The organism is Paenibacillus luteus (genome assembly GCF_006542765.1).
GTDB classification, from domain to species: domain Bacteria; phylum Bacillota; class Bacilli; order Paenibacillales; family Paenibacillaceae; genus Pristimantibacillus; species Pristimantibacillus luteus.
The window spans coordinates 20,224-43,805 of the sequence record NZ_SKCD01000016.1; the positions used below are offsets into that span (position 1 = coordinate 20,224).

At 42.9% G+C, this 23,582-nt stretch carries 21 protein-coding genes; 6 read left to right on the top strand and 15 right to left on the bottom strand.

Going from position 1 to position 23,582, the window contains the following annotated elements:
- Positions 1-19: 19 nt before the first annotated feature.
- The gene (locus tag E0496_RS13715; protein ID WP_141502294.1) at positions 20-706 is read left to right on the top strand and encodes a universal stress protein; all 687 of its coding nucleotides are present in this window, start codon (positions 20-22) and stop codon (positions 704-706) included.
- A 70-nt stretch (positions 707-776) separates the two neighbouring features.
- On the opposite strand, the gene E0496_RS13720 is transcribed toward E0496_RS13715, so the two are convergent.
- Together E0496_RS13720 and E0496_RS13725 are read right to left on the bottom strand one after the other, a co-directional pair.
- The gene (locus E0496_RS13720) at positions 777-1,340 is read right to left on the bottom strand and encodes a tyrosine-type recombinase/integrase (protein ID WP_141502296.1); all 564 of its coding nucleotides are present in this window, start codon (positions 1,338-1,340) and stop codon (positions 777-779) included.
- Positions 1,341-1,870: 530 nt separating this feature from the next.
- Positions 1,871-2,860 (bottom strand): zinc-binding dehydrogenase, encoded by a 990-nt coding sequence (locus tag E0496_RS13725; protein WP_141502298.1) that lies wholly within the window; start codon positions 2,858-2,860, stop codon positions 1,871-1,873.
- Positions 2,861-2,986: 126 nt separating this feature from the next.
- Here E0496_RS13725 and E0496_RS13730 point away from each other — a divergent pair, with 126 nt between their 5' ends.
- Positions 2,987-3,901 carry a LysR family transcriptional regulator gene (locus tag E0496_RS13730; protein ID WP_141502300.1) on the top strand — a complete coding sequence of 305 codons (915 nt, stop codon included), beginning with the start codon at positions 2,987-2,989 and terminating at the stop codon, positions 3,899-3,901.
- Between the two features lie 335 nt (positions 3,902-4,236).
- Here the strand turns inward: E0496_RS13730 and E0496_RS13735 are convergent, their stop codons facing one another.
- The 4 genes from E0496_RS13735 to E0496_RS13750 all read right to left on the bottom strand — a co-directional run bounded on the left by E0496_RS13735 (position 4,237) and on the right by E0496_RS13750 (position 8,168).
- Complete coding sequence (locus E0496_RS13735) at positions 4,237-5,676, bottom strand: DUF4179 domain-containing protein (RefSeq protein WP_141502302.1); 1,440 nt, start codon at positions 5,674-5,676, stop codon at positions 4,237-4,239.
- The gene (locus E0496_RS13740; RefSeq protein ID WP_141502304.1) at positions 5,663-6,199 is read right to left on the bottom strand and encodes an RNA polymerase sigma factor; all 537 of its coding nucleotides are present in this window, start codon (positions 6,197-6,199) and stop codon (positions 5,663-5,665) included. The genes E0496_RS13735 and E0496_RS13740 overlap by 14 nt, the downstream gene beginning before the upstream one ends.
- A 228-nt stretch (positions 6,200-6,427) precedes the next feature.
- On the bottom strand, positions 6,428-7,201 hold the full coding sequence (locus tag E0496_RS13745) for an alpha/beta fold hydrolase (RefSeq protein WP_141502306.1): 774 nt from the start codon (positions 7,199-7,201) through the stop codon (positions 6,428-6,430).
- A 28-nt stretch (positions 7,202-7,229) separates the two neighbouring features.
- Positions 7,230-8,168, bottom strand: coding sequence for a COX15/CtaA family protein (locus E0496_RS13750; protein WP_141502308.1), 939 nt, complete (start codon positions 8,166-8,168; stop codon positions 7,230-7,232).
- Positions 8,169-8,318: 150 nt separating this feature from the next.
- On the opposite strand from E0496_RS13750, the gene E0496_RS13755 reads away from it, so the two are divergent.
- The 4 genes from E0496_RS13755 (at position 8,319) to E0496_RS36535 (ending at position 11,238) form a co-directional block, all read left to right on the top strand.
- Positions 8,319-8,948, top strand: coding sequence for a TetR/AcrR family transcriptional regulator (locus tag E0496_RS13755; RefSeq protein WP_141502310.1), 630 nt, complete (start codon positions 8,319-8,321; stop codon positions 8,946-8,948).
- A 1,060-nt stretch (positions 8,949-10,008) separates the two neighbouring features.
- Positions 10,009-10,626, top strand: a complete 618-nt coding sequence (locus E0496_RS36525) for an FGGY family carbohydrate kinase (protein ID WP_241674800.1) — start codon at positions 10,009-10,011, stop codon at positions 10,624-10,626.
- A gap of 140 nt (positions 10,627-10,766) precedes the next feature.
- Positions 10,767-11,006, top strand: coding sequence for an FGGY-family carbohydrate kinase (locus E0496_RS36530; protein WP_241674801.1), 240 nt, complete (start codon positions 10,767-10,769; stop codon positions 11,004-11,006).
- 16 nt (positions 11,007-11,022) lie between these two features.
- Complete coding sequence (locus tag E0496_RS36535) at positions 11,023-11,238, top strand: hypothetical protein (RefSeq protein ID WP_241674802.1); 216 nt, start codon at positions 11,023-11,025, stop codon at positions 11,236-11,238.
- Between the two features lie 459 nt (positions 11,239-11,697).
- Here the strand turns inward: E0496_RS36535 and E0496_RS13770 are convergent, their stop codons facing one another.
- From E0496_RS13770 to E0496_RS13810, 9 genes are all read right to left on the bottom strand, one after another.
- A complete protein-coding gene (locus E0496_RS13770; RefSeq protein WP_141502314.1) occupies positions 11,698-13,773 on the bottom strand; it encodes a beta-galactosidase in 2,076 nt (691 codons plus the stop codon).
- Positions 13,774-13,793: 20 nt separating this feature from the next.
- Positions 13,794-14,609 (bottom strand): carbohydrate ABC transporter permease, encoded by an 816-nt coding sequence (locus E0496_RS13775; RefSeq protein ID WP_141502316.1) that lies wholly within the window; start codon positions 14,607-14,609, stop codon positions 13,794-13,796.
- Positions 14,606-15,538, bottom strand: coding sequence for a carbohydrate ABC transporter permease (locus E0496_RS13780; protein ID WP_141502318.1), 933 nt, complete (start codon positions 15,536-15,538; stop codon positions 14,606-14,608). Before E0496_RS13780 ends, E0496_RS13775 begins: the two co-directional genes overlap by 4 nt.
- A 76-nt stretch (positions 15,539-15,614) precedes the next feature.
- Complete coding sequence (locus E0496_RS13785; protein WP_141502319.1) at positions 15,615-16,937, bottom strand: ABC transporter substrate-binding protein; 1,323 nt, start codon at positions 16,935-16,937, stop codon at positions 15,615-15,617.
- A gap of 161 nt (positions 16,938-17,098) precedes the next feature.
- On the bottom strand, positions 17,099-18,829 hold the full coding sequence (locus tag E0496_RS13790) for a sensor histidine kinase (RefSeq protein WP_141502321.1): 1,731 nt from the start codon (positions 18,827-18,829) through the stop codon (positions 17,099-17,101).
- A 5-nt stretch (positions 18,830-18,834) separates the two neighbouring features.
- Positions 18,835-20,340, bottom strand: coding sequence for a response regulator transcription factor (locus E0496_RS13795; protein WP_141502323.1), 1,506 nt, complete (start codon positions 20,338-20,340; stop codon positions 18,835-18,837).
- A gap of 394 nt (positions 20,341-20,734) precedes the next feature.
- Positions 20,735-21,178 carry a cell wall hydrolase gene (locus E0496_RS13800; RefSeq protein ID WP_141502325.1) on the bottom strand — a complete coding sequence of 148 codons (444 nt, stop codon included), beginning with the start codon at positions 21,176-21,178 and terminating at the stop codon, positions 20,735-20,737.
- Positions 21,179-21,353: 175 nt separating this feature from the next.
- Positions 21,354-22,148 (bottom strand): SDR family NAD(P)-dependent oxidoreductase, encoded by a 795-nt coding sequence (locus tag E0496_RS13805; RefSeq protein WP_141502327.1) that lies wholly within the window; start codon positions 22,146-22,148, stop codon positions 21,354-21,356.
- A 180-nt stretch (positions 22,149-22,328) separates the two neighbouring features.
- Positions 22,329-23,342, bottom strand: a complete 1,014-nt coding sequence (locus E0496_RS13810) for an AraC family transcriptional regulator (protein WP_141502329.1) — start codon at positions 23,340-23,342, stop codon at positions 22,329-22,331.
- Between the last annotated feature and the right edge of the window lie 240 nt (positions 23,343-23,582).

Here is a 23,582-nt window from a genome sequence, read left to right on the forward strand (position 1 = left end):
TTGAGGTGAAATACTTAAAATGAATAACAACGTTTATAATGAGAGCATTCTTGTTTGCGTGTATTATGGTCCCAATAGCGAAAGATTAATCAAACGTGGCTGTGCAATTGCCAATCTGATGAAAGCTCCACTTTATATACTGACCATTGATCCGAAGCCATTCGACGAATTGGATGCCGAGAAATTGTTCTATATCGAACAATGGAAAGAATATGCCCACGCACATACTACGGCCCAGTTTGTTATGAAGGACAATGAAAACCGCCCTGTCTATAAGGTCATTTCAGAAGTGGCCAGAGATAACAACATTACACAGATTATTCTTGGTCAGACGGCACACAGCCGATGGGAACAAATAACGAAGGGATCTATCATTAATTCCTTAGTACGCGAGATCCCATTTGTCGACTTGCATATTGTTTCCGTTGCCCGTTATATTCGGGATGAGGAAGGTCTTTATGAAAAAGGAATTCGAGCCTATTTGATTAAAGATGGGGAGCAATACAAGCTAAGCTTCAATCATGAGAAGCAAACCGATTATGAAGGCATCTTCTTCAAAGAAGTCGATACTGATTTCGATAACGGACTTTTCCGGTTTATGAAAGATGATGCAACTTTACACGTTCAAGTTATTGACGGAATTGTAACTGAATTAAAAAACATAGATATTCATGCAGCGATGAATCTTGACGACTCTAATAATTAAAAGAGAATAAAGCAACTAACCTTCTCTGCATGTTAATGTGGAGATTTTTTGTTGTTCCAACACAGATCATTTATAAATTCACATCCACTTTAACGGTTCTCTTCTCCGTCTTGTCGATTCCCAGATACTTTAACGTTTCCGCTGTGGAATGATGATGCAAAATCGACTTTAGGATGGAGATGGCAACCCCCCTATAATACGCATGGTAACCAAACGTCTTTCTTAGCGTATGGGTGCCGATTTTCTCTAATATTCCTACCTCCCTTGCCGAGTGGTTAATAATTCGATACGCCTGCTGACGGGTAATCGGACGACAATCCTTTTTGGATTTGAATAAATAATCCTCTGATTTCCAATCATTATTTGATAAATACTCGAATAGGATCTCCCCAACCTTGCTGTTTAGGTAATAAGCCTTTTCCTCTCCTGTCCTTTCATCCTTGATATAAAGATATTGCTTAGCATTCTGGCCATCCCAAACGTCCTGTACAGTAAGATTGAGCAAATCAAGAAGACTAATCCCGGTATTAATTCCCAATACAAAAAGCAAAAGATCCCTTACAGAGTGTTTTCTCAACTCATCTTTCATCGCTTGTATGGTTTCTAAGTCCCGAATTGGATTAACAAATTGCACAGAGAATCCCTCCGAATAATGTTACTTAACTTAAGGTTAACAGATATTAAGTAACATAACAATTAAAAATCACTTTGTTTTACAAAAAAATATAAACGGAAAGTATATCTAAAAATCAAACCCCACATAAAGAAGTTTTCAATTGTACATGATACCCAGTCAGATAAGAACCTAATCAACAAGCTGTGGTACTCTTTAATATTCTAGAATCAATTTGCATCCTCAGGGGAAGCTCACCCATTAAAAGAACTCAAAAAACAGCAAAAATCCACTACCTCATGCGGTAGTGGATTGAGATGATGGAGGCGATGGGGATCGTCCGTTTAAGGGAGAGCGATAAATAAGGGACCTAAAGTAACAGACCAATAATTGAAGTTATTCATCTTTCCTGGACTCCCCATCCACTTCCATAGACATGTAAACATCTATGAGATCAATTGATTCTTGTTGTGGTAAATTTAATAATGAAAGAAGGGCAGATTTAGCTCTCCTCGGTTTCAATACCCTAACTTAAGCAAATTATATCCAGCTTAATCTATTAATATCGCTATATTGCCTAGTTGTTCCCCTTGCTGCATTCGGTGAAAGGCTTGAATCGTATCTTGTAATGGATATACTTGATCAATTATCGGGTGAAGTGAGTGGCGTTCCATGAATTGAAGCATATCCGTAAACTCTTTACTACTTCCCATTGATGTACCAATGATACTGATTTGAGGAAAGAAAATATCTCGGATTGGGAGTTCTATTCGATCTCCCGAGCTTGCTCCAAACGTCACGATTCGGCCATTTGGCTTTATGACATCAAAGTAATAGGGGAACGTTACAGGCCCGATGCTGTCGAGAATAAGATCCACGGTGTGTCCGTTCATACTGTCCTTCCAGTTGCTATGGGTATGGAATGCATGATCAGCCCCATGTAAGAGTGCAGTTTGTCTTTTCGCCTCATTTCGCGACGTGACGCTGACTCGTGCCCCTGCCGCTAAAGCCATAAGCATGGCATAAGACGCTACCCCGCCTCCAATGCCGGGAATAAGAACATGTTCCCCCCGTTGCAATTGTCCTCTCGTGAACAAAGCTCGATACGCTGTCAAAGCAGACAAGGGCAGCACGCCTGCTTCTTCCCAAGACAAGTAAGCTGGCTTTTTGACAGCATTCCGAGACGGAATAATGATATACTCTGCAAATGTACCATCCGATGGCCCCCCTACAATGGCTGGAACCGAAGGGACATCGTCAGGAGATTCCCACCCGATGCACGGATTAATGATAACTTCGGAACCAACTCTACAGTCGGAAACGCCCTCACCTATCTCTTCAATCCTGCCTGCTCCATCCGAACCAATAATCAGGGGAGCTTCCTGTTCCATTCGGTCTGCCATGATGAACAAGTCTCGATGGTTCAACCCTGCAGATTTCAGTTTTACTTTTACTTCTCCGTAGCCTGGCTGTTTGTCACTAACGTCTTTGTATGTTAAGCCATTCAAGCCGCTTTCGTCGGCATGTACGACTGCTTTCATCTTCATTCCTCCCTCTACCTTATTGTGTACTTCTTTTAAAAATTGTACTTGGAGGATGAAATCCTGTAAAATTGTCAAAATCGAATGTGACTATCAAAAATGATCATACCAAGCAGGTGAATAGAAATGGAAATCAGTGATTTGAAAATTTTTCAAACCGTCGCTCACGAGGGCAGCATAACGAAGGCCGCGCAAGTCTTGAACTATGTGCAGTCCAATGTGACCACTAGGATACAGGATCTTGAGAATCAGTTAAAAGTACCACTCTTCCGTCGTTCCAACCGGGGAATGACGTTAACAGCGGCAGGCGAAAACTTGTTGAAATATGCAGATAAAATCCTGTCTTTGATCGACGAAGCGATAAAATCCACACAATTCTCGGAACATCCCGTCGGTCCCTTGCGGTTAGGTTCTATCGAAACGACAGCTGCCACTCATTTGACTCCATTATTGACTGAGTATCACTCACGTTACCCTGATGTTCATCTATCACTTGTAACCGGTGAAACGCACAGTCTTTTGCAAAAAGTATTGAAATATGAACTTGATGGAGCTTTTGTATACGGACCTATCTATGAGCCCGAAATTGAACATGTTGCTGCTATTGAAGATGAATTAGTACTTATCTCGGAACCAGGAAAAAATGACATGCACGATTTACTCATAAAACCAATGTTGTTTTTCGACGTTGGGTGCACCCATCGCAAAAAGGCTGAGCATTTTCTAAGAGAAAACGGATTGACTTCCATTCAAATAATGGAGTTTGGCACGTTGGAGGTTATTCTAAATGGAGTATCCGCTGGCCTCGGCGTGTCTTTATTGCCACAATCCTCAATTGTCAATTCGGAAGAGGCAGGAATCATCGCTTCCCACCGACTGCCTGAAGAGTATCGGGATTTACAGGTGTGGTTTGTGTATAAGCGGGAATCGATCTACTCCAGTGCATTATTAAAATTCGTTCAATCCATTGAGTCATTTAAGTTCTTTGCAAAAAAAAAAAACGATATTCTCCGAATCGATAATTTCAAATTCTCACATTAACTCTAATGTTCTATATATTCATTCTTCATTATCAATGATATTCACTCCAAAGATACTTAAGTCTTCTGGGATCTCTTTATGCAGCTGAATACTTCTTCGCTACCGATTCAACCATTATATTTCCTCTCTTTCCATAATAAAAATCGATTTGAACAATGACAGCTAGAATCTTCTTTTACTCATGATGGGGTAGCGTCAGGAAAATATGAATTTACAACGATAAGGAAATTACAATATTAAATACCCTTGATCCATTCAAGATCAAGGGTTTCCTGTTTAGCAAAATGAAGCTTTTGTTAAACAAGTGTGTTGAAATGTTTATTTAAATTATCTTGTTATTTAACCGGTATTCGAGTGCCATTTATAATTATTGCTTTAACTTTGGTAATATCTAAAGGCGCTTTCGTATCCCAACTTGAATTAAAGGTATGTTTATCAGGGTTTTCGCTTCCTCCACCACCATCCAATGGGATAATACCGTCAACTGTTTCAATTTCAAGCAGCATATCACTGACCATGAAATTTTCACCTTTATAGGTACCGATTATTTGTAATCCTAAAGGACTGAGGGTTATATATTCAAAAAGATGACCTTCAACTGAAATATCATTTTTCCAAGTACGTAAATTGGCAGTTGTATCACTTGATTTTGCTGCCACCTTCCAGTTGCCTTCAACCCCAGAATAAACGGAACCCGTATAATATAAAGTGTATTTATTAAGATTTTCGCTGCTTACAGGAAATACAAATTCTTCATATTTATATTTAGCGTCATCATAATCGTTATTTTCATGATCAATAAGTTTTTTTTTCTGATCACTGAGAAATACCAAACTATAATCACTGGAGATTAAATTACCGTCCGAACTCTTTAGAGTAAGCATGGCATCACTAGAACCAAACTCTTTATTAAAAATTTTCCCTATCTGCACATGCAATTTTCCATCTATCATACCGATATTTGAAATCCATTGATCTTTTTCACCGTGGGGCATGGAAGCATAATTCCCTGGCATAAGTGCCTCTGTTAATGAACCGAGGTCACTTGGTACATTACTGCCCCCCCAAATCTCTGCTTTTTCAATAGGAATCGTTTCTACCTCTTCAACTCCTGTAAGGGATACGGAAATGGGTTCGTCTTTATAGGCTTTTGCGTTAAAATAAATAAGGAAACTGCCAAGCTCCAACCGATCTGTTAATGGTGTGTCTGGATCAGCCGTGATATTAAACTCATAATAAATGGTATTTGTATCTTTATTAAAATTAAGCATTTTTTGTTTCCATGACAGGCTGGCTGATAAAACTTCGTCTCCACTTTTGACTCCCTCTTTTGTTGGTGAATGCATTTTCACATTGAATCCGTCTCTAAAATCAGTTTCTTCCGTCAATCGGTTTTGACCTGTTCTATCCTGAAGAGATAAGTAGATAATCGCCCTATTATCATATTTCTGTGCACCGATAACCTCCATGCGAATTCCTTTGTCCTCACTATAGACTCCTACCGGTTCAACAATCTTACCAAAATCAGGATTAAATCTCTCTATGAACCAATCAAAATCCCCTAAAGATGAAGCAGTTGCACTAGTAACTAATACGAACGATATCGCAATAGCTGCAATCGTTGACCTTGTCCACCGTTTGCGGTGTCTAGCAGGCATGTTAGCACTACCTTCATACAATCGGCTTTTAACCTGTTCAGCAAGTTTACTTGAATCAACCGTAATCTGGGAGAACATTTCATGTATATGTTTTTCGTCCATATTAAATTTGCCCATAGTTAGACTCCTTTCTACCATATGCAATATTAAAATATTTAATTATTTTATCTTTAGCCCGTTGATATTGTTTGCGTAATGCCGCTGGAGAACTTCCTATAAGCTGAGATAGTTCCTCGTAACTCTGCTCATCCATAATCCGCCCATATAACAAGGCACGTTCCATAGGTTTAAGCTTCTGTAATGCGCGAAGCATCTCATCACTCAAACCTTTATCTTTCTCTGGTAAAACTACTTCAATACGAATATCATGAAAATAATGGATCTTACGCTTTTTCAGTTGATTTAAACAGCGATTATATGTAATTTTGTACAACCATGCGGATAGGTTATTGCCATCAAAACTATTCCGATTTTGATAGGCTGAAAGAAAGACTTCTTGTACAATATTTTCCGCTTCATGATAATCACATAGAATCGCCGTTGCATAGCGAAGGAGTTTTTCACCGAAGAGATTGATTATCTCTTCCAGTTCATCTTCTCCACCATTAACAAACCTTTTTCCAATGTCTATTTCCTCCATACGCTCACCTCCTTTTTTTTATCAGTCGACTGTACCCTTACAACCGTTCAAAGAGCTGTTTTGTGACATGATTTTTAATTTAATCGGAAAGTAGATTATGCAATTCGATTTTCACCACCAAGGTATAGCCAGCCAAATCGGGTACACTAAAAATAGCCAACCCCCTTGATGGTACGGGGGTTAGCTATTAAATTTGAATGTTAAGTTTTTAACCTATTGAACATTTTGTTAAACTAAATTATTTTTAAATTGCTCCATCCAATTCTGCAAGGCATCAACAACCTTCTCCAACTGGTCATCTTCTCCGATTTGAGGTGCACTATCTCCCTTTTGCGGACCATAGGATCCGAATTGCCCGTGATTTCCACCATTAATCGAAACATATTCCGTTAACTCAGGAAGATTGGCTTTTGAACTTTCCCAAACATCCAGATTGAGCACCGCGTCAGAAGTACCTGTAATTTGTAGCGCGGCAAGGTCCGTATCGGCAAGGCTTCCGCTATCATCGGCATACGAAGCTAAGAAATAAATACCTGCCAGTTGATCGTTGTGCTCTGAAGCATACCTGGCCGCAAACGCGCCCCCCAGCGAGTGACCTCCGATGACAAAGGTTTCGCCCGGATGTTCCTGCACGAAGGAATCGGCTTTGTTTTGCCCGAAAATAGCCAGATTAAGCGGCATTTTTGCAATGTATACACGGTGACCTAACTTAGCAAGCTCGCTTGCAAACGGCGAATAACTGCCCGGCTCAACTAAGCCGCCAGGATAAAAAATAATATTGGGCTGCATGATGCTTCCATCCGCAGGCTCGAATGTATACCCGTCTTTCCCCTCTGTTACGTTTACCTCGCTGTTGCTTTGCAATGCCGACTCCGCTTTAGTGCTTGGTGTGTATGTTTGAGATTTTAGATACAGGAATGATCCAGCGGCAACAAGCGCGATGAGGACGAAGCCCGCGAGCAGGATGCGCAGCCATATACGTTTTCGTTTTGTCTTTGTCACTGAGCAACTCTCCTTTGAATAACTTTTATTATTTTTCAATTGTTGCAGGCTTGGAAAGCCTCCATGTCAGATAACTCATGTAGGCAAGCATGCCAAATAGTACAGCAATAGTGGTCATATGGGCTAGTACAACGAACATGTACAATTCCGGACGGTTAAGCGTATACAGCATGCCTACGCCAGTAAGAACTTGGAACAAAATGAGACCAACAGCAAACCGGGCTTGCATCGTCAATTCCCGATTGCTCTTGTAATACTTGTAAATCCAAAACCACAATATGACAACGAGCAAAACCAGCAGCATACCGGCGATCCGGTGAGTCAATTCAATCGTTATCCCTCCTGCCAATTCCGGCAGCCGACTGCCTGTGCAAAACAACCCGGTACAGGAACCTGCCGAATCAGTATGACTTACAAATGCGCCGGTATAGACCACCAAATAAGAATATACGGTCAAGCACCATACAAAATAGCGAAATGCCTTGCTTGTCCTCGGCATTTGCTCAAATTTCGCAAGTCCCCGCGCTTTCTGTTCTTGCCTCGAGCCAAGACTCGTCATTAAAGAACTCGCTAAAGCGATAAAGGCGAAGCCCAAATGGAGCGCCATCACGGGGGGAGATTGTGAAAATACGACTGCTAATGCACCCATTGCGCCTTGAATGATGACAAAAACCAGTGTTAATGCTGCAAAAAATTGCAAATCTTTTCGCTGCTTCAAATACACTAAAAAAGTTAGGAGAGTAGCCACGGCCAAAATGCCTGCCGTCGTACTCACCAGCCTATGTGTGTATTCGATGACGGAAGCAAGCGTATGAGCCGGAACAAATTTCCCATGACACATTGGCCATTCCGTGCCGCATCCCAGACCGGACTCTGTTCTGGTGACGATGCCACCTCCAAATGTCGCGAAAAACATAAACAGCGTTGTTGCGTAACTAAGCCATTTCAACCGAGTAATCGTTGCCAATATTTTTCACCTGCCTATTCTTGATGCAACCATAACAATTTTCATGGAGGAGATACTTCGATCTCATTAATTATATTTACCGGTAGGTAAATTATCAAGACGCTTTTGATTAAAATGATGAATTGTCATAAAATATTCATGGAGGTAGTTATGATAAAAAAACACTCGCAACGCGCGCCAGGTAGACCCAAGCATGCAAAAGATGATCCTTCCATACAAGAAATGATTATTAAGACTGCATCCAAACGTTTTATGGAGTATGGATACGAGTCTGTGTCGCTGCTGCAAATCGCCGAAGAATGCCAAGTGTCCAAGCCAGCTATTTATTATCATTTCATTAGCAAACCGGAATTATTTAAAGTGGCAGTTACAACCGTCTTAAATCAAGTACATAGACATATATCTCGTATTCTACAGGAGGCCGAACACCTCGAAGAGGGATTGGTTACAGTAGCCGAAGCGCGGTTAACCAATCCCCATGCCGAAATCGAAACGATGCTGAGAGAAGCTGAGCCCTTTTTAAATGAGGAACAACTAATGGAAATAAGACAATCCGAGCATAGCATCTACCAGTTATTAGCGGAACATTTTCAGGTGGCAATGGACAAACATGTGCTTAGAGTCAACGATCCCATGCTTCTGGCACAAACCTTCTCCGCGATGATGCTGCTGGGAAATCGAAAAGACACCCTTCTAAAATACGCATCCAACAGGGCATTGGCAAAAGAAGTGGTTGGAATCTTTCTGCGAGGCACATCCAATGCGGGTAACAAAAAGTAAAAAGAGGGCAAAATGCTATTTACCGTATTCCTTTAAGATCAATTGCATCTAACAACCAAAGAATGGGTCACCTTTGTTTATGAATATGTTTATCTGCAGTTTGATTCGTTCAATAAATTTATTGGTTTAACCCTTATGTCTCAATACACAATACTTTTAGCTTAAACCTAAATTACGAAAGCCCATAAAATCAGGGGTTCGAGAAAATTAAAACTGGTGATCGCATCCAATTATGGATACTGCATTTGCAATTGGAGCCAGGATGAATGAAATAAAGCATCACTTCCCCCGTCCCCACATGAAGGGGCAACGGGATTTCCAAGACTAATTATGGGATTATCATTGTACGTGTTTACGTCTGCAATAGTTGTAAACATGTAAAACTTTTCTTTAATCCACCGCAATAATATCAAACGAGCGCCGTAGCCTTTACGGCGAGCATATTCAATATATTATTACTTATCTTTATAGCACCATCGCGCGATGGCAAATCCACACAAAGCACACGCTGCACATACAATAAGCCATTGAAAAGTTTCAATCATTTATGAACATAACCTATCATTCAGATCCTTTAAACCAAATCGTATCAAACGCCGAGTAACCTTCATTCAGAAGCCGCCCCGTTCTTTAATTCGTTACCCGTAATACGGTTTGACCGTTATCAAACGTAAAAAGCTTACGTCATGTGATGCACACCGCCATTTCACTATGATATCCTTCTAAAGCTCTCACAGTTGTATAAATTCAACATAAAAAACCGGATGCTAAAATCCGGTTTTTTGTATATGCTGGCGCTTTAGCTTAACGATTTTTTTGTCATTTAGTTGTGAACGACCGTTTCCTGTTCCTGCTAAAGCCAGTGTGGGAACGCAAAAAAACAATTCACCCTCATTCATGGCTTATATACGAGAATTTAAAAGACGCTTTGACAGGAATCGATTTGGGAATACAACGGAGATCGGATGCCATCAGTGGGCTGAACCGTTACAGTTCTACACCTTTATGCCCTTATGCTATATTCGGTTTAATTTCAAATCCATAGAGGAGCAGCTCCATCATGGATCAAAATATTAAACAAGCGATAGTTAAAGGTGAAACCTCACTTGGCATCGAATTTGGATCCACCCGAATCAAGGCTGTACTAATTGAATATAATTTTGAAATAATCGGTTCCAGCAGCTATGAGTGGGAAAATCAATTAATCGACGGTTATTGGACCTACCAACTCAATGAAATAATTAAAGGGTTGCAAGAAACCTACCACCAATTAAAGCAAGAGGTTGAGAAAAATTATGGCGTAACACTGCAAAAAATCGGATCAATCGGATGTTCTGCCATGATGCAGGGCTATATTGCACTTGATCAAGCAGGAGAGCTATTGGTTCCGTTCCCTACATGGCGACATGCCACAACGGGAACAGCTGCATCGGAGCTAACCGAGAAATTTCAGTTTAAAATTCCAGAGCGCTGGAGCATCGCACATTTGTATCAAGCCATTTTGAACGATGAAGAGCATGTTGCTAACATCGATTATATGACAACTTTGTCGGGGTACATTCATTGCCTGTTGACTGGCAGCAGGGCTCTTGGTATGGGGGATGCCTCTGGTATGTTCCCTATCGATGGGTCTGCACAGCAATATAATGAAAATATGATTAAGCAGTTTGATGGTTAAATTGCCGATAAAGACTACCCGTGGAATCTTAAAAATATTTCACCTAACGTTTATACTGCAGGTGAACATGCTGGATACCTAAATGAAGCTGGTGCCCGACTCATAGACCCATCAGGCAACCTGCAAGCAGGTGTTCCTCTATGTCCTCCGGAAGGCGATGCCGGAATAGGCATGGTCGCTACGCTAACTTTATGAGAGTACATCTCTTTTCCGCGATTGCTGCATTAAGGCTCGGGATGGATCGTTTGACACAGAAGGAGCATGTAACGATTGACCGTATTTTGGCGTATGGAGGATTGTTCAAAACACCGCTAGTCGGTCAAAAAAATGTGTGCCGCAGCACTGAATGTTCCCGTCTCGGTCATGTCTATGGCTGGTGAGGGCGGCGCATAGGGGATGGCAATTTGGGCATCTTATATGGTTAACAAGGAGCAGCACGATAGTTTGGCTGATTTCCTAACTCATAAAGTGTTCAATAATGCAGAAGGGCTAGAAGTTTATCATGACAGCGCAGATGTGAATGGTTTTGCCATGTTTATGGAGCGTTACACGGAAGGGCTGGCCATTGAGCAGGCAGCGGTAAATCATTTTGTGGAAAATTGGAAGAAATAGGACATGAAAAGGGACTGACGCGAGGCGGTCTTTATTTTGTTTATGAATGGGACTAAATTCTATTTAAGAGTCAAACAGCCCCCACCTTGTCATCAAGGACAATCACTCCTTATTTCTCCCACAGGCGTGGTTTTATATGTCTATTCATGGGGATGCTTGTTCATCGTGATTGTTGCAATTGGCATATTGCTATACCTCAATTTGATAATCTACAGCCCTTCCAGCCTAGCGGAGCTTGCAAAAATGCCGCTAAATCTAGCCATTTTCGGTCAAAAGCTTTTATAAAGAATTCAAGCGCAAGTAGTTGAAAATCCATCAACAAGTCGAAACGCCATACACTAACATAAAAACACGATAGGCATAAGCTTCTGTTGAAGGTCATGCCTATCGTGCGCGTTACAGCTGTAAGTGGCTGTATGTCTAGTATTCTTTCTGCACTTTTGGTAAATCAAGCCCTACCTAACTTAACTTCAGCCAACGGATGCCGTACGGCTCCAACACATGGGTGTCATATAAGTGTTGCTCATTTAGGCAATCGAACAAAGGATGCTTTAGCTCCAGATTGAGCGAGTTTGCCGAGTAATTTAATACGATGGCATAAAGCTGCTGTTCTGTGTCTATACGATAAACCACTTCTGCCTCTGAAGGCAAGTTCCCCCATGGCGAGAAACCGTCTTTTGTCATAAGCATATCAAGCAGTGCGTTAACATTATCTAGGGTAAAGAACGTTCCGCAGTAGACGATAGCCCCCTTCCCTGTAGGACTGCACGTAATTGCGGGAGCACCAGCATAATAGTCTTCGGTATAGCGAGCCAGCACTTCAACCGTTTCTCTCTCCGGACGAAGCACCTCATGCAAGGTCGGAGCATTCTTCGCTTGCCCCTCAGTAAATTGGATACGCTGATTAGCCGGATCGGTAACCATCGTAATATCTTCGACAGAAATGCCAGCTAATTGCCTTAGTACACCTGGAAAAGGCAGCTGATGGGCATGATTGTTCCGATTCTTGTAACCACTGCGGGGTCCGAAAACGACAGTTCCGCCTTCTAAAGCGAAATTCTCCAATTGCTCTATTTCCTTCGGCTCAAGAAGTTGGGCATTCGGTATGAAAATCAAGTTCACACCGTCCAGCACTCCTTCCTCTGCCAATGCCTTCAGATCAAGAACATTTACACCGATATGTCTGCAGCTTAATGCCAAATAGATATTTTCCTCACTGCGCCAATATTCGAAGCCAGTATGACGATCAATTTTGCAATTACTGTCATTGTCATAGTCTGTTAGAATCAGAGCAGTCGCTCGGACCGAAGTGCCAACGATGAGAGACGAGAGCCGTCGTGTCTCTTCTGCAATACGTGCCGCCTCGTCCAAACGACGGTTCGGCTGGTTGCCATAATCGTTGAGACCGTGCCATAGCGTCTCTGCCCCATAGGGACAAGTGCGCCAACGGAAATAGAGGACGCCGTCTGCCCCATGAGCAATGGATTGCCAGGTCCAAAGCCGAATTTGCCCTGGCTTCGGTGCTACCTGAAGGTAGTCACCGCGGTCATTGTTCAGCCCGTTACCTGTCTGTCCACCGGGCCCTGCCTGTTGCTCCAAAATGAGATATTTAGAAGAGTAGCCGCGCACCTTGCTCAAATGTTTGCCGCTCAGCCTGTCTTTCTCTTTTACTGGCAGGTCGTCGCGCATAAGCTGGAATGTCGGATACGAATCATAAGACAGAAAATCAACGGTTTGTTCCGTAAATGGACGATAGTCAATATTCCCGAATATGCCATTGTGAGTGGCAAACTGATGGGGGGCAGCTTCTTTAATAATTTTATATTGCAGCTTTGCAAATCTGATGGCCGAATCAGATGTAAATCTGTAGAAATCAAGCAGATGACTCGGATTGTGATAGGTGACAGTCGGCCTCGGCAGGTATATTTGACTCCAAGACGTGTATGTTTGGGCCCAAAACGCTGTCCCCCACGCCTCATTAAGCGTCTCCAGTTTGCGGTACTTCTTATGGCACCAGGAACGGAACGCATCATGGTCACTGTCTGCAAAACTGGTATCGGAGTGGCAGTTCAGTTCATTGTCAATCTGCCAGCCTATGACAAGTGGATGAGATTTGTAGTGACCAATTAGAGCATTGACAATGCCTTCGCACAGCCTCCAATACACAGGCGATGTATAGTTGTAATGGCGCCTGGAACCGTGCTGCATTACTGCCCCCCGAAAATCGACTCGCAGCACTTCGGGATATCGTTCGGTCAGCCAAGCTGGGGGAGCGTAGGTAGGCGTACCCAAAATGACTTTGAGACCGTAGCGTTCACAGAGTTCGAGTGCCCGATCGAACAAAGAAAAGTCATACTTCCCTTCCTCAGGCTCCATGACATTCCATGCGGTCTCCCCCATTCTCACGGTATTGATGCCCATCTCTTTCATACGCCGAAAGTCGTCGTCCCATATCGTCTCTGGCCAGTGCTCGGGATAATAGCATACTCCTAGTAAAAATTCATCCGTTTGAAACTTCTTATCTAAATTCGACATTTTCCTATTCCTCCCAAAGATCAGCCTTTAACAGCACCGCCCGTCAAGCCTTGTACCAGTGTCTTGGAGCCGAATAGAAACAGGATGATCAACGGTAGCGTCCCCAATGTCAGCCCCAGAATGCTCGCCGAGTAATCCGTACGGAAGACCGTCGATAGATTGGCTATCCCTAGTGGAAGCGTGTAAAGCTCAGGTTTGTTGATCGTCACAAGCGGCAATAGATAGTTGTTCCACGAGCCTAGAAAGCTGATCAAGCCTAGCGTGCTCATCGCCGGAAGCATAAAAGGCAGGACAATTCTGATCAGTACACCAGGTTCGCTGCAGCCATCGATTCGACCGCTCTCAATAACCTCAGTGGGCACGGAAGAGCGGATAAACTGAGCCATGAAGAACACTCCAAAGGCATTGTTTAATGCAGCCAGAATGAGAGGAGCATGCGTATTGTTAAGATGAAACCATTTCATTTCCATCACATACGCAATAAGACCCAACTGTCCTGGAATCATCATTGTCGCAAGAATGAAACCATACAGAACATTACGGCCCTTGAACTCAAACTTAGCGAAAGCATAGCCTGTTAAGCCAGCAACACCAACCGACAATACTGTAAACAAAACAGCGACATAAAAGCTGTTCCAGTAATTTAACAAGAAATTAGCAGACATTATGGTTTTTAAGTTTTCTAGCAGGTAATTGCTGGGCAAGATGGGAAGCTCACGAAACAAGTCCTCAGAGTAATAGGTGCCCATCACAATCATCATATAGAATGGGAACAGAAAAATAAGACAGAAGATACTAAGTAAACTGATGCTCGACCATTTTATTAATCCTTTCATCTTCCCTTGTCCTCCTTGTTAAACCATTTGATGCTTATCACCGAGAAGAGGGCTATAAACAGGAAAGTAGAGTAGGCAATTGCCGCTCCTTTGCCGTACTTGAAAGCACTGCTGTCAAAAGATGCGTCGAACATGTACCAGATCGGAGTAAATGTTGATCCATCGGGTCCCCCTACCATGCTGGAGCCGGAAGCCCATCCGCTGAACAGCAGCATTGGCTCTTCCACTAATTGCAAACCGCTTATGATCGATGTGATGATCAAAAATAGGTTAATCGGTTTAAGCAGCGGCATCGTAATCCGGAAAAACACATCTTTGGCGGAGGCTCCATCAATGATTGCTGCTTCGTAGATAGAACGATCAACGCTGGCCATCCCAGCTGTGTAGAACATTACAAAGTAACCGAGATTCTTCCAAAATACCATCGTAATGACGATCCACCTTGCAGAATCCGCGGAGCCTAACCAATTGATCTTCTCCGTCAACAAACCAATTTCAACGAAAAGTTGGTTGAGTATGCCACCCTGCCAATCGAAAAAGAGAGCAAAGATAATGCCAACTGCTACAGGCGTTGTCATATACGCACTGAACACACTGAGACGAAAAAACGTCTTACGCCGAATCAATTTACTTTCTATAACGCTTGCTAGAAGCATACCTACAATAACCAGAGCAGGCAGATAACCCAGCAAGAACAAAAATACATTCAACAGCGATTTCCAAAAGTAACTGTCATGAAAAAACAGTTGTTTGTAGTTTTCTAATCCGATGAAATTTCGGTTTCCGTACAAATCCCAATCCGTCAAACTCATGTAGAAGGTGAACACGATAGGGAATAGACTTAACACCGCATAGGATACAAAGTATGGGGCTATAAATAAATAAGGCCATTTATTTTTTCGGCTCATGCCGCTTGCTTTCATGGTCATCTCCCACTCCCGTCACTTGCTAGTAAAGAGCGGTCGGCACTATGGTTAGAACAGCGCCGACCGCCTGCTATGTCTGCTATTTAAAAATAAGTTCTGAGTGATTTTTCTTTAATTGCTTTTCCCATCTCATAAGCGCTTCTTCCGCATTGAAATTAGGATCTTGAGCCATCGTTTCCAGAACCAACTCTGAAGCGGAATAAATGTCCTGATCATACTTGGTCACCTGTTTCGCCTTCATGCTTGGAAAAACTTCCTCGACCCAGAAACTTCCCAGATCCTGACCGCCAAAGAACTCATCCGGTCCTGAGGAAAGCTTGGAAGTATCCTCAAAAAATGATTTCAATGGCAGAATATAGTTTGATACTTTGAAATTCGCTTCCGCACCTTCATCTGAAGCAAGAAGCCAATTCATATAGGTCCAAGCGGCGTCCTTATTTTTGCTATCTTTCCAGATGCCGATCGTTGTTCCTCCATACGGGTAACCTCCTTCTGGAGGTACCATTAATCCCCAGCGTCCATTGCTGCTCTTGTCATTTGGCTTGATAACAAATTGAGGCGACCAGTTGGCTGCAGGGTAGAAAATTACATTATCTTGTGAATAGGAAGCGTTCCAGGTTGGTGACCACATGCCAAGCTTGCCCTCAGTCTGCGAGTCCCGCATCACTTGCAAGCGCTTGAACAGCTCCAGCACCACTTCACGATTGACTGTAGTACCGTCTACCACAGCTGTTGTTCCCTGCTTCGATAGTATCGTATAGGCATCCATCAGACTGCCCAGCATATATGTTTTGCCGCCGCTCTCCTGCACTACTTCCTTGCCCTTCTCAATGAAGGCATTCCAATCCGGAAACAAAGCAGCGAGCTCTTGAGGATCATCGGTGCCAAAAAACTGCTTTGCGAGGTCACGCTTGTATGCCAGCGCGCCCGGTGATCCCGACTGTTCCAGACCTACCAATTCGCCTTTGCTGTTCGTCAGGAGCGGCAGTTCAAAATCAAGAAGCTTGGATGAGTCGAAATTGTACGGTTCAGAAGAAATATCCTCCAGTACATTCAGCTCATACATAGCTCCACGGAAGGCTTCTTCCGCCCAGAGGATGTCCGGTAACTCTGAGCCAGAGGCGATGGAGGTCTGTACTTTTTTCAAGTAATCGCCTGCCGATACCTCAACAAAATCAATGGAGATATTAGGATGTACTTTATTGAATTCAACTAAAGAAGCATCGAACCACGCTTTATCCCACCCCCAGGCTGTCAACTTTACAGGTGCATCCTGGTTTTTTCCATTTTCGCTAGCGGTACCATGGTTTGCATCATTGGATCCGCATCCAGCAATCACTACCATAAGACTAAGCGCCAGACACGCTACCCACGTACCCACTTTACGTCCCGTTCGTTTCATTGTTGTTTTCCCCCTATTTTTATGATTGTGGCAGCATTTCGGCTCTTTACTCTACTGCGTCTGCTGCTCTACACGTACTATACTTCCAAGCTAGGGGACCAACAACGGGACAATCCGATAATTTTGTATAAAATCTGATACTATCGTCATCAGTGATTGGATCACCTTATGTTTTCCAGCTTCGCAGGTATCTCGATAGTTACCGTAAATCCTTCTCCCAATACGGAAGAGATGCTCATCGAGCCTTCATCTCCATATAAATATTTTATTCGCTCACGAATATTTGCAAGTCCGATCGGCTTTAATCCTCCTGGCCCCTTATCTCGTGCCAGCGGTTCTCCGTGAATATTCTTTAGCTGTAATTGGTCATCCATTCCTGATCCATTGTCGCTTACACATAGCATCAACCGTCCCCCCGCCAAGCGGATAATGATCTGTATCTGCCCGGTCTTATCTATATCAGCAAACCCATGGAAAATTGCATTTTCCACTAATGGCTGCAATAAACTTTTCGGCACCATGCAGTCTTGTGTTTCTTCTTCGACACGCCATACCAATGAGAAGCTGTCTGCATACCGGTAACGCTGAATACGAACGTAATGATCGATGATCACGATTTCATTTCTGACCGTGGTATAGAATCCTTCCTCCCCAAGCTTCACTGCATCATGAAGGACGCCAATAAAAGACTCCATCATCTCTTCAATTGGCTTATGCTTAGCCTTTCTAGCCATATAAACAACCGTATTTAACGTATTGTAGATAAAATGCGGATTAATCTGGGCAAACAGCAATTCCGTCGACATTTGTCTTTTCCATCGCTCCTGCTCGACCTTCTCCTCAATCTGTTTTTGAATTTCGTCGATCATTTTCTCAAACCCTTGTTTGAGTATCGACAACTCATCCTTGCTCTTGAATGTCAAACTCACATTGTAGTTGCCCATGGAAACCATTTTCATCGCCCGAGTCATCTGCGAGATTGGTCGCGTAATATTCGTAACAATTGGATAAAAAATAAGGATACACAGAATTAGGCACAACAATACAAAGACGACCCAATATCGCAATACATACCCCACCAGCTCATAAAATCTGTCTTTCGAAGTAAATGCGACCAGAGACCAGTTGGTTTTCTCAAAATGATTGGTCAAGTAATAACCGTCTGAGCCGGTATCCTTGCTCATACCTGGATGGAGGGATGCGGTTGCTTGTATCAGCCGTTCTGCTGGTATGCCATGATTGTGCCATACAGTCCCGTCCTTCTCCACCCATGCATATTGATCAAAGTTTGTTTCCAAGTAATTAAACATATCCATAAATACGGCGTAATCAATATTAAGCACTAGCACTCCGCCATATTGAGGATCGAAACGAATAAAGAAACTGACGACTTTTTTAGGACCTGGATTTAATATATCATGAGGTATAGTGAACCCACTTTTTGCTTCCGTTTGGATCTTGCTTTGATACCAGTCTTCCTGAAGCAGTTCTTTATAATAAGGATCCGTGTAAAGGGATGACCAGTACACTTTGCCATCACTTCTAATAATAGCCGAGCTCTCCAGGTAGTCTCGAAGTACATTAAACTTTGTTAGTTGTGTAACCACATCACTGTACGCCTCTAATTCTTCAAAAACTGACGGGTAACTAGTTCGGTTGGCAAAATCTTGCAGCAACCCGTCATTGACCATGTTACCCGCATACTTGTAGACATCGTCAATAAGCTGATTCACTTGCAAAGCAGCTTGCTCAAGATGAATGCTATTCTCGGCAAGTGCTTGTTCTTCCAGAATCATAGAGAAACGCTCATATGCGAGAAGGCTAATCGTCGTGAGAGACAAAATTACGATAAAGATTACACTGCTAATAATTTTATTGCGGATTGTATGCATTTGGCTTATCCCCGACTTTCCTGTCCATTGTAATCTTTCGGATGAAAGCCGGTAGAACGTTTGAACACCTGGCTGAAATATTGACTCGTCTTGTAGCCTACCCGCTCTGCAATCTCATATATTTTCAAGTCACCTTCCAGCAGCATTTTTTTGGCAGCCCTAATTCGACAATCGGTTGTATATTCAAGCAGTGATTGGCCGGTCTCTTTCTTGAATGTGGTCCTCAGATGTACACTGCTGATTTGCAGCATGGAAGCTACCGTATCCAAAGTCAAATCCGGATCAGCATAATGCATTCGCACTTTTTCCATGGCTTTAATAACCCAGCGAGAGTAACCTCCAATCTGAGATGATTTTTTCACTTTTAAAGACAATAATTCGGTTATGACACTGACAATCTCGGCAGCGTTAGCCCCTATTGTCTGTTCTGGGGGCACATGCAATAGACTCGTCCATGCAGGCAGATGATTTAGAAGCTCACGCAAATCGGACAAGTTTTTAGTGTCTAGCATAGCTTGTAGCCTTGTCTGCAGTCCGGCCCATTGCCCCTCGGATTGAATCAAATCCTTCAAAGACGGAAACGGTGAGACATTACGGGATGCGGCTTGCCGTACTTGCTCCATTAAAAATAGAGCACGAGGAGGCTGCAATAATGAGAAATCGTAAGCCTCTTGCATGCTCATCCATAACTTCTGAGAATCTTTGTTCGCCAACTCACCCATAATTATCGATGGCTCAATGCCTGTATGCATACCCAGCAACCGCTGCAATGCGTATGCAACGGCCTGCATGCTATACTGAACAATCAACTGACTATTCGGCACATCCAGCTTTAGAAAAACAACATGTCCAAGCTCCTGCTCCATGATTAGAATTTCTTCTACATGCTCCACTTGTTCTTCAATAGCTCTCTCTATTAAACCTAACGTTTCGCTAGGCACATGGCTGGCAATGCGACTGCCATCGGCGCATACCTGGCTACCGAATTCCCAATAAAGCAATCCAGTTTGTCGTTCCAGGCGTTTCCTAGCTTGAGTGAGCAGATGGCCATCCTGCGACGTGAATCTCCCGGATAATAGGTTTCGAATCATGAGCCGCAATGCGAGATCCCGATCCATTCCTTCCGTTTCAATTCTCATCTTGATCTCCAGCAAATGATTCAACAGACGATCTTTGCTAATTTCATGTTTAAGAAGGTAGTTTGCTGCTTGAAGCTCAATCGCCTGTCGAGCATAGTCAAAATCTCGATAGGCTGTGAGAAATATCAGTTTGGTCTCTGGTGCAATCTGCTGAATATGAGCTCCCAGCTCCAGTCCGCTCATTGGCGACATGGAAATATCAGTGATAACAATCTGCGGTTTCCATTGTTCAAAAATTTGCAACGCCTTGCGTCCGTTCGTTGCTTGTCCTACAATTGTAAAACCGTGAGCACTCCAGTCCACCATTTCATAAACGTTCTCCAGTGCAAGTGGTTCATCATCCACCAACATTACGCTAATCATCGTGCTCATACTTGTTCCACCTCGCTTCGTTACGTTACTTCTTTTCTTTTATTTTGACCCTTTACCCATACGCAATTCTAATGGAAAGGTGATTCATAGTCTACAACAGGTATAATTAATAAAAGGTTCGCCCCGATAACGATTCGAATCGTCACATAAGGATTAACGAAAATCCATAAAACGATATTGTTCTTTAGCAGCTGTCGCGGTGGCAAACTGCTCTTCGGATTATTGAACTAAAGTTCCCGTTAGATCAATCGCTAACCCGACAACAACTTTATTCCACTAAACCCAAAAAAGCCGCGATTTACGCGGCACTTAATGAGATAAAGTTTTATCAACCGACACATGGCTGTGATAAGTCAGGTTAAGAGTTCCTAATGAGCTCTTCTCGATTATAAAATTAAAACGTATTATATATATTTTCACATTCTTGACCGGTCGGTTCATAAAAACAGTGCTTCTTCCATCGTCCTGCAATCGGCTGATCATACCAAGTTGGCGGGCATGGTCCGGGATTTTCGAACGATCCTGGACGGAAATACCATAGGGAAAATTTGGCTGGCCAATTCCGCTCCCCATTCACAGCCCGTTGCGCCAGACGGCGCTCCCTCTCTCTTGCGTTTTGATAGTACAAACTATGCTGCAACGCTTCAAACGCATGCTCCTGGTTGATCATTTGAGGAATTGTCCGGATATCTTTAAAATCGGAGCAGTTCCCTCTTATTCGGTTAATACCAACATTTCCAACAAGGAGCATGCCCATTTCGCCTTCGGTCTCAGCTTCAGCTCGAAGCAACCTTGCCAACATATCAATATCCTGTTTCCTGGCTTTTACAACTGCCATTGGCTCACCTCTTTAGATTTCTAGACTTATCATATTGCAGGTGAAGCGGATGTGTTACTCTGGCAAAAGAGAGAGCGATAATAAATAGCCGTTCCACCACACTCTTCTGCCAGCTAGCATAACAAAATTTCATAAAATGCAGCCCGGTAGGTTACTAGACACCATGATAAAAATGCTAAAAAATAGTCGGCACCATTCCACCATCCATCCGAATTGGAGAACCTTTAAAGGCGGATGCATACGGACTACATACAAATGTTGCAAGTCTGCCTATTTCAATAGGTTTAATAAATCGCTGTATTTCAGATTGCGGCAGGTTTGCTTTCATAAAATGTTTCTCTTTTTCCGCGAAAGTCATTGCTTCATCCGGATATATACTATCAATAATTTGATGTACATTTTCAGAAAGTGTTGGTCCTGGCAAGATCGTATTGACTGTAACTTCTGTTCCTACTGTTAATTTAGATAAGCTTTTGGACAATGATAATAGCATTGACTTGGTCATACAATACTGGGGCATTTGTCCGGAAGGCATAATGGCTTCCTCACTCGCAATAAAGATAATGCGACCGTAATCATTTTTCAACATTTTAGGCAAATAAAATTTAGATAGTCCATTCGCAGCAAGAACATTTGTACGGAAATAGGTTTCCCATACTTCGTCATCAACATCCTCATATTTCATGATTTCATATATCCCCATACTGTTTACTAAAATATCGATTTCGGGATATTTTTCAAATAATGCTTCTCTTTGGCCAATATCGACAATATCGGCAGTAGCATTTTGCGGGAAAGTATTTGGGAAACTTGTTTTAATTTCATTAACTGTACGTTCGACGTCTTCATTATTACGTCCATTAATGAGTACATTAACGCCGGCTTTGGCAAGCTCAATGGCAATTGCTTTCCCAATTCCTTTTGTAGATCCTGTCACTAAAGCTGTTTTGTTGTTTAAACCCATATCCATATCCATTTCTCCTTCTTGTGTTACGGGGTAGTGCCTATATTACAGGGTATGGGTTGTACAGTAACTAGCCTCTCGCGCCAACGTTCTTGTTTGACACGCCAATTTATAAAATAAGTGCTAGTCCACTAGCAAGATGAAGATTGTAATAATGAATTGCCGGATTTCCTAGCCGTCCTGCAGTTACCGAGTTTGTATCGCATGTTCTGTGCGCCAATTCGAGGGAGTATCACCTTCCCAAAGTCGAAAGGCGCGGTAGAAAGAATTCTGGTCTTGGTATCCAATCAAGAATGCCACTTCCTTAATATCGAGCGAGGGGTCAGCCAAGTACTCTCGTGCCTGCTCATGTCTAGCTTGTGTCAACAGCTGCTTGAAGCTTGTGCTTTCGTCAGTAAGTCTACGTTGCAAGGTGCGGTCACTCATACTGAGCTCCTTCGCTACAGCCTGAATGTCCGGCCGTCCCCCTGTGAGGCTGCGTTTCATGATCCATTTGACCATCTCAGCAAATGAGCGACTTTGCTTCTGTTCATTCAACGATTGGTCAAGAATGGGAGTCAGAATCTCTAGCAGCTCTTCGTTGTAAGAGACAAAGGGGCGGTCTAGATCTCTCCGATGCAACGTCAGCCGATTGCCATTCGCATCCATTCGGATTGGGCACCCAAAGTAAGCTTCAAGGGCCTGCACATCGCCCATTGATTGCGAAAATTCGACGTACCGCGCCTTCAAAGATGCGCCTGTACCCCTGCGTCCAAGCTCCATAAGAAATGCCAGTGTGAGGCCAACAAGCAGTGGCGGACCCGGTTGCTCCGTATTCAGCCATTCCAGTTCGATCGTACAGTGCTCAGCCTCCTCCGTGATATGTAAGCTTTCGGGCGGGCAAAGTTGTTTATACCGAGCCATTCGGTTTAGAGCGTCGCGATAGTTTCGAGCATGGTAAGTCGCTAACACGGTCGGAGGAAACTTAGCTGTTTCATAGTAAGTCGCCATCATGATGATTCCCTTGGCAGTGTCACCGATGAGATCGGAATAAGCCTGCCAGATAGAAAAATATTGGGATTGAGTGACTTCCGGCTCAGTGATAAGGGTGAGCGGCAATCGTGCTTTTTGGGCTACTTCGTGGTCTGCAATTCCTAATTGACGTAATCCCTCCCAAAACCCTGGCGAGATTTTAATTCGATCAGAGGTGTGAGGCTTCATAAACTTTGCACTCCTTTTGTTTTCATATTTCTATCATTCCAATACTTCCTCAACGAAGTTAGCAGCCAGTTATCTGATTGTTAGGCTCAAGGAAGTGTATTCGAAACAGAAAAAAGCAAAATCCACAAACTTTTGCTTTGTGGATTTACATGGTGGAGGCAAAAGGCGTCGACTCCCTTTATTCCTTTAAGTATCTAAATATTTTTATTATTGATTTAGAAAAACCTTGAAAGAAGTCAC

Bases quoted from the DNA above. Each gene is read 5' to 3' on its own strand.
- E0496_RS13715 (WP_141502294.1), top strand. From the start codon at position 20: ATGAATAACAACGTTTATAATGAGAGCATTCTTGTTTGCGTGTATTAT.
- E0496_RS13725 (WP_141502298.1), bottom strand. From the start codon at position 2,860: ATGAAAGCAGTCGTACATGCCGACGAAAGCGGCTTGAATGGCTTAACA.
- E0496_RS13730 (WP_141502300.1), top strand. From the start codon at position 2,987: ATGGAAATCAGTGATTTGAAAATTTTTCAAACCGTCGCTCACGAGGGC.
- E0496_RS13735 (WP_141502302.1), bottom strand. From the start codon at position 5,676: ATGGGCAAATTTAATATGGACGAAAAACATATACATGAAATGTTCTCC.
- E0496_RS13740 (WP_141502304.1), bottom strand. From the start codon at position 6,199: ATGGAGGAAATAGACATTGGAAAAAGGTTTGTTAATGGTGGAGAAGAT.
- E0496_RS13755 (WP_141502310.1), top strand. From the start codon at position 8,319: ATGATAAAAAAACACTCGCAACGCGCGCCAGGTAGACCCAAGCATGCA.
- E0496_RS36525 (WP_241674800.1), top strand. From the start codon at position 10,009: ATGGATCAAAATATTAAACAAGCGATAGTTAAAGGTGAAACCTCACTT.
- E0496_RS36530 (WP_241674801.1), top strand. From the start codon at position 10,767: ATGTCCTCCGGAAGGCGATGCCGGAATAGGCATGGTCGCTACGCTAAC.
- E0496_RS36535 (WP_241674802.1), top strand. From the start codon at position 11,023: ATGGCAATTTGGGCATCTTATATGGTTAACAAGGAGCAGCACGATAGT.
- E0496_RS13770 (WP_141502314.1), bottom strand. From the start codon at position 13,773: ATGTCGAATTTAGATAAGAAGTTTCAAACGGATGAATTTTTACTAGGA.
- E0496_RS13775 (WP_141502316.1), bottom strand. From the start codon at position 14,609: ATGAAAGGATTAATAAAATGGTCGAGCATCAGTTTACTTAGTATCTTC.
- E0496_RS13780 (WP_141502318.1), bottom strand. From the start codon at position 15,538: ATGACCATGAAAGCAAGCGGCATGAGCCGAAAAAATAAATGGCCTTAT.
- E0496_RS13785 (WP_141502319.1), bottom strand. From the start codon at position 16,937: ATGAAACGAACGGGACGTAAAGTGGGTACGTGGGTAGCGTGTCTGGCG.
- E0496_RS13790 (WP_141502321.1), bottom strand. From the start codon at position 18,829: ATGCATACAATCCGCAATAAAATTATTAGCAGTGTAATCTTTATCGTA.
- E0496_RS13795 (WP_141502323.1), bottom strand. From the start codon at position 20,340: ATGAGCACGATGATTAGCGTAATGTTGGTGGATGATGAACCACTTGCA.
- E0496_RS13800 (WP_141502325.1), bottom strand. From the start codon at position 21,178: ATGGCAGTTGTAAAAGCCAGGAAACAGGATATTGATATGTTGGCAAGG.
- E0496_RS13805 (WP_141502327.1), bottom strand. From the start codon at position 22,148: ATGGATATGGGTTTAAACAACAAAACAGCTTTAGTGACAGGATCTACA.
- E0496_RS13810 (WP_141502329.1), bottom strand. From the start codon at position 23,342: ATGAAGCCTCACACCTCTGATCGAATTAAAATCTCGCCAGGGTTTTGG.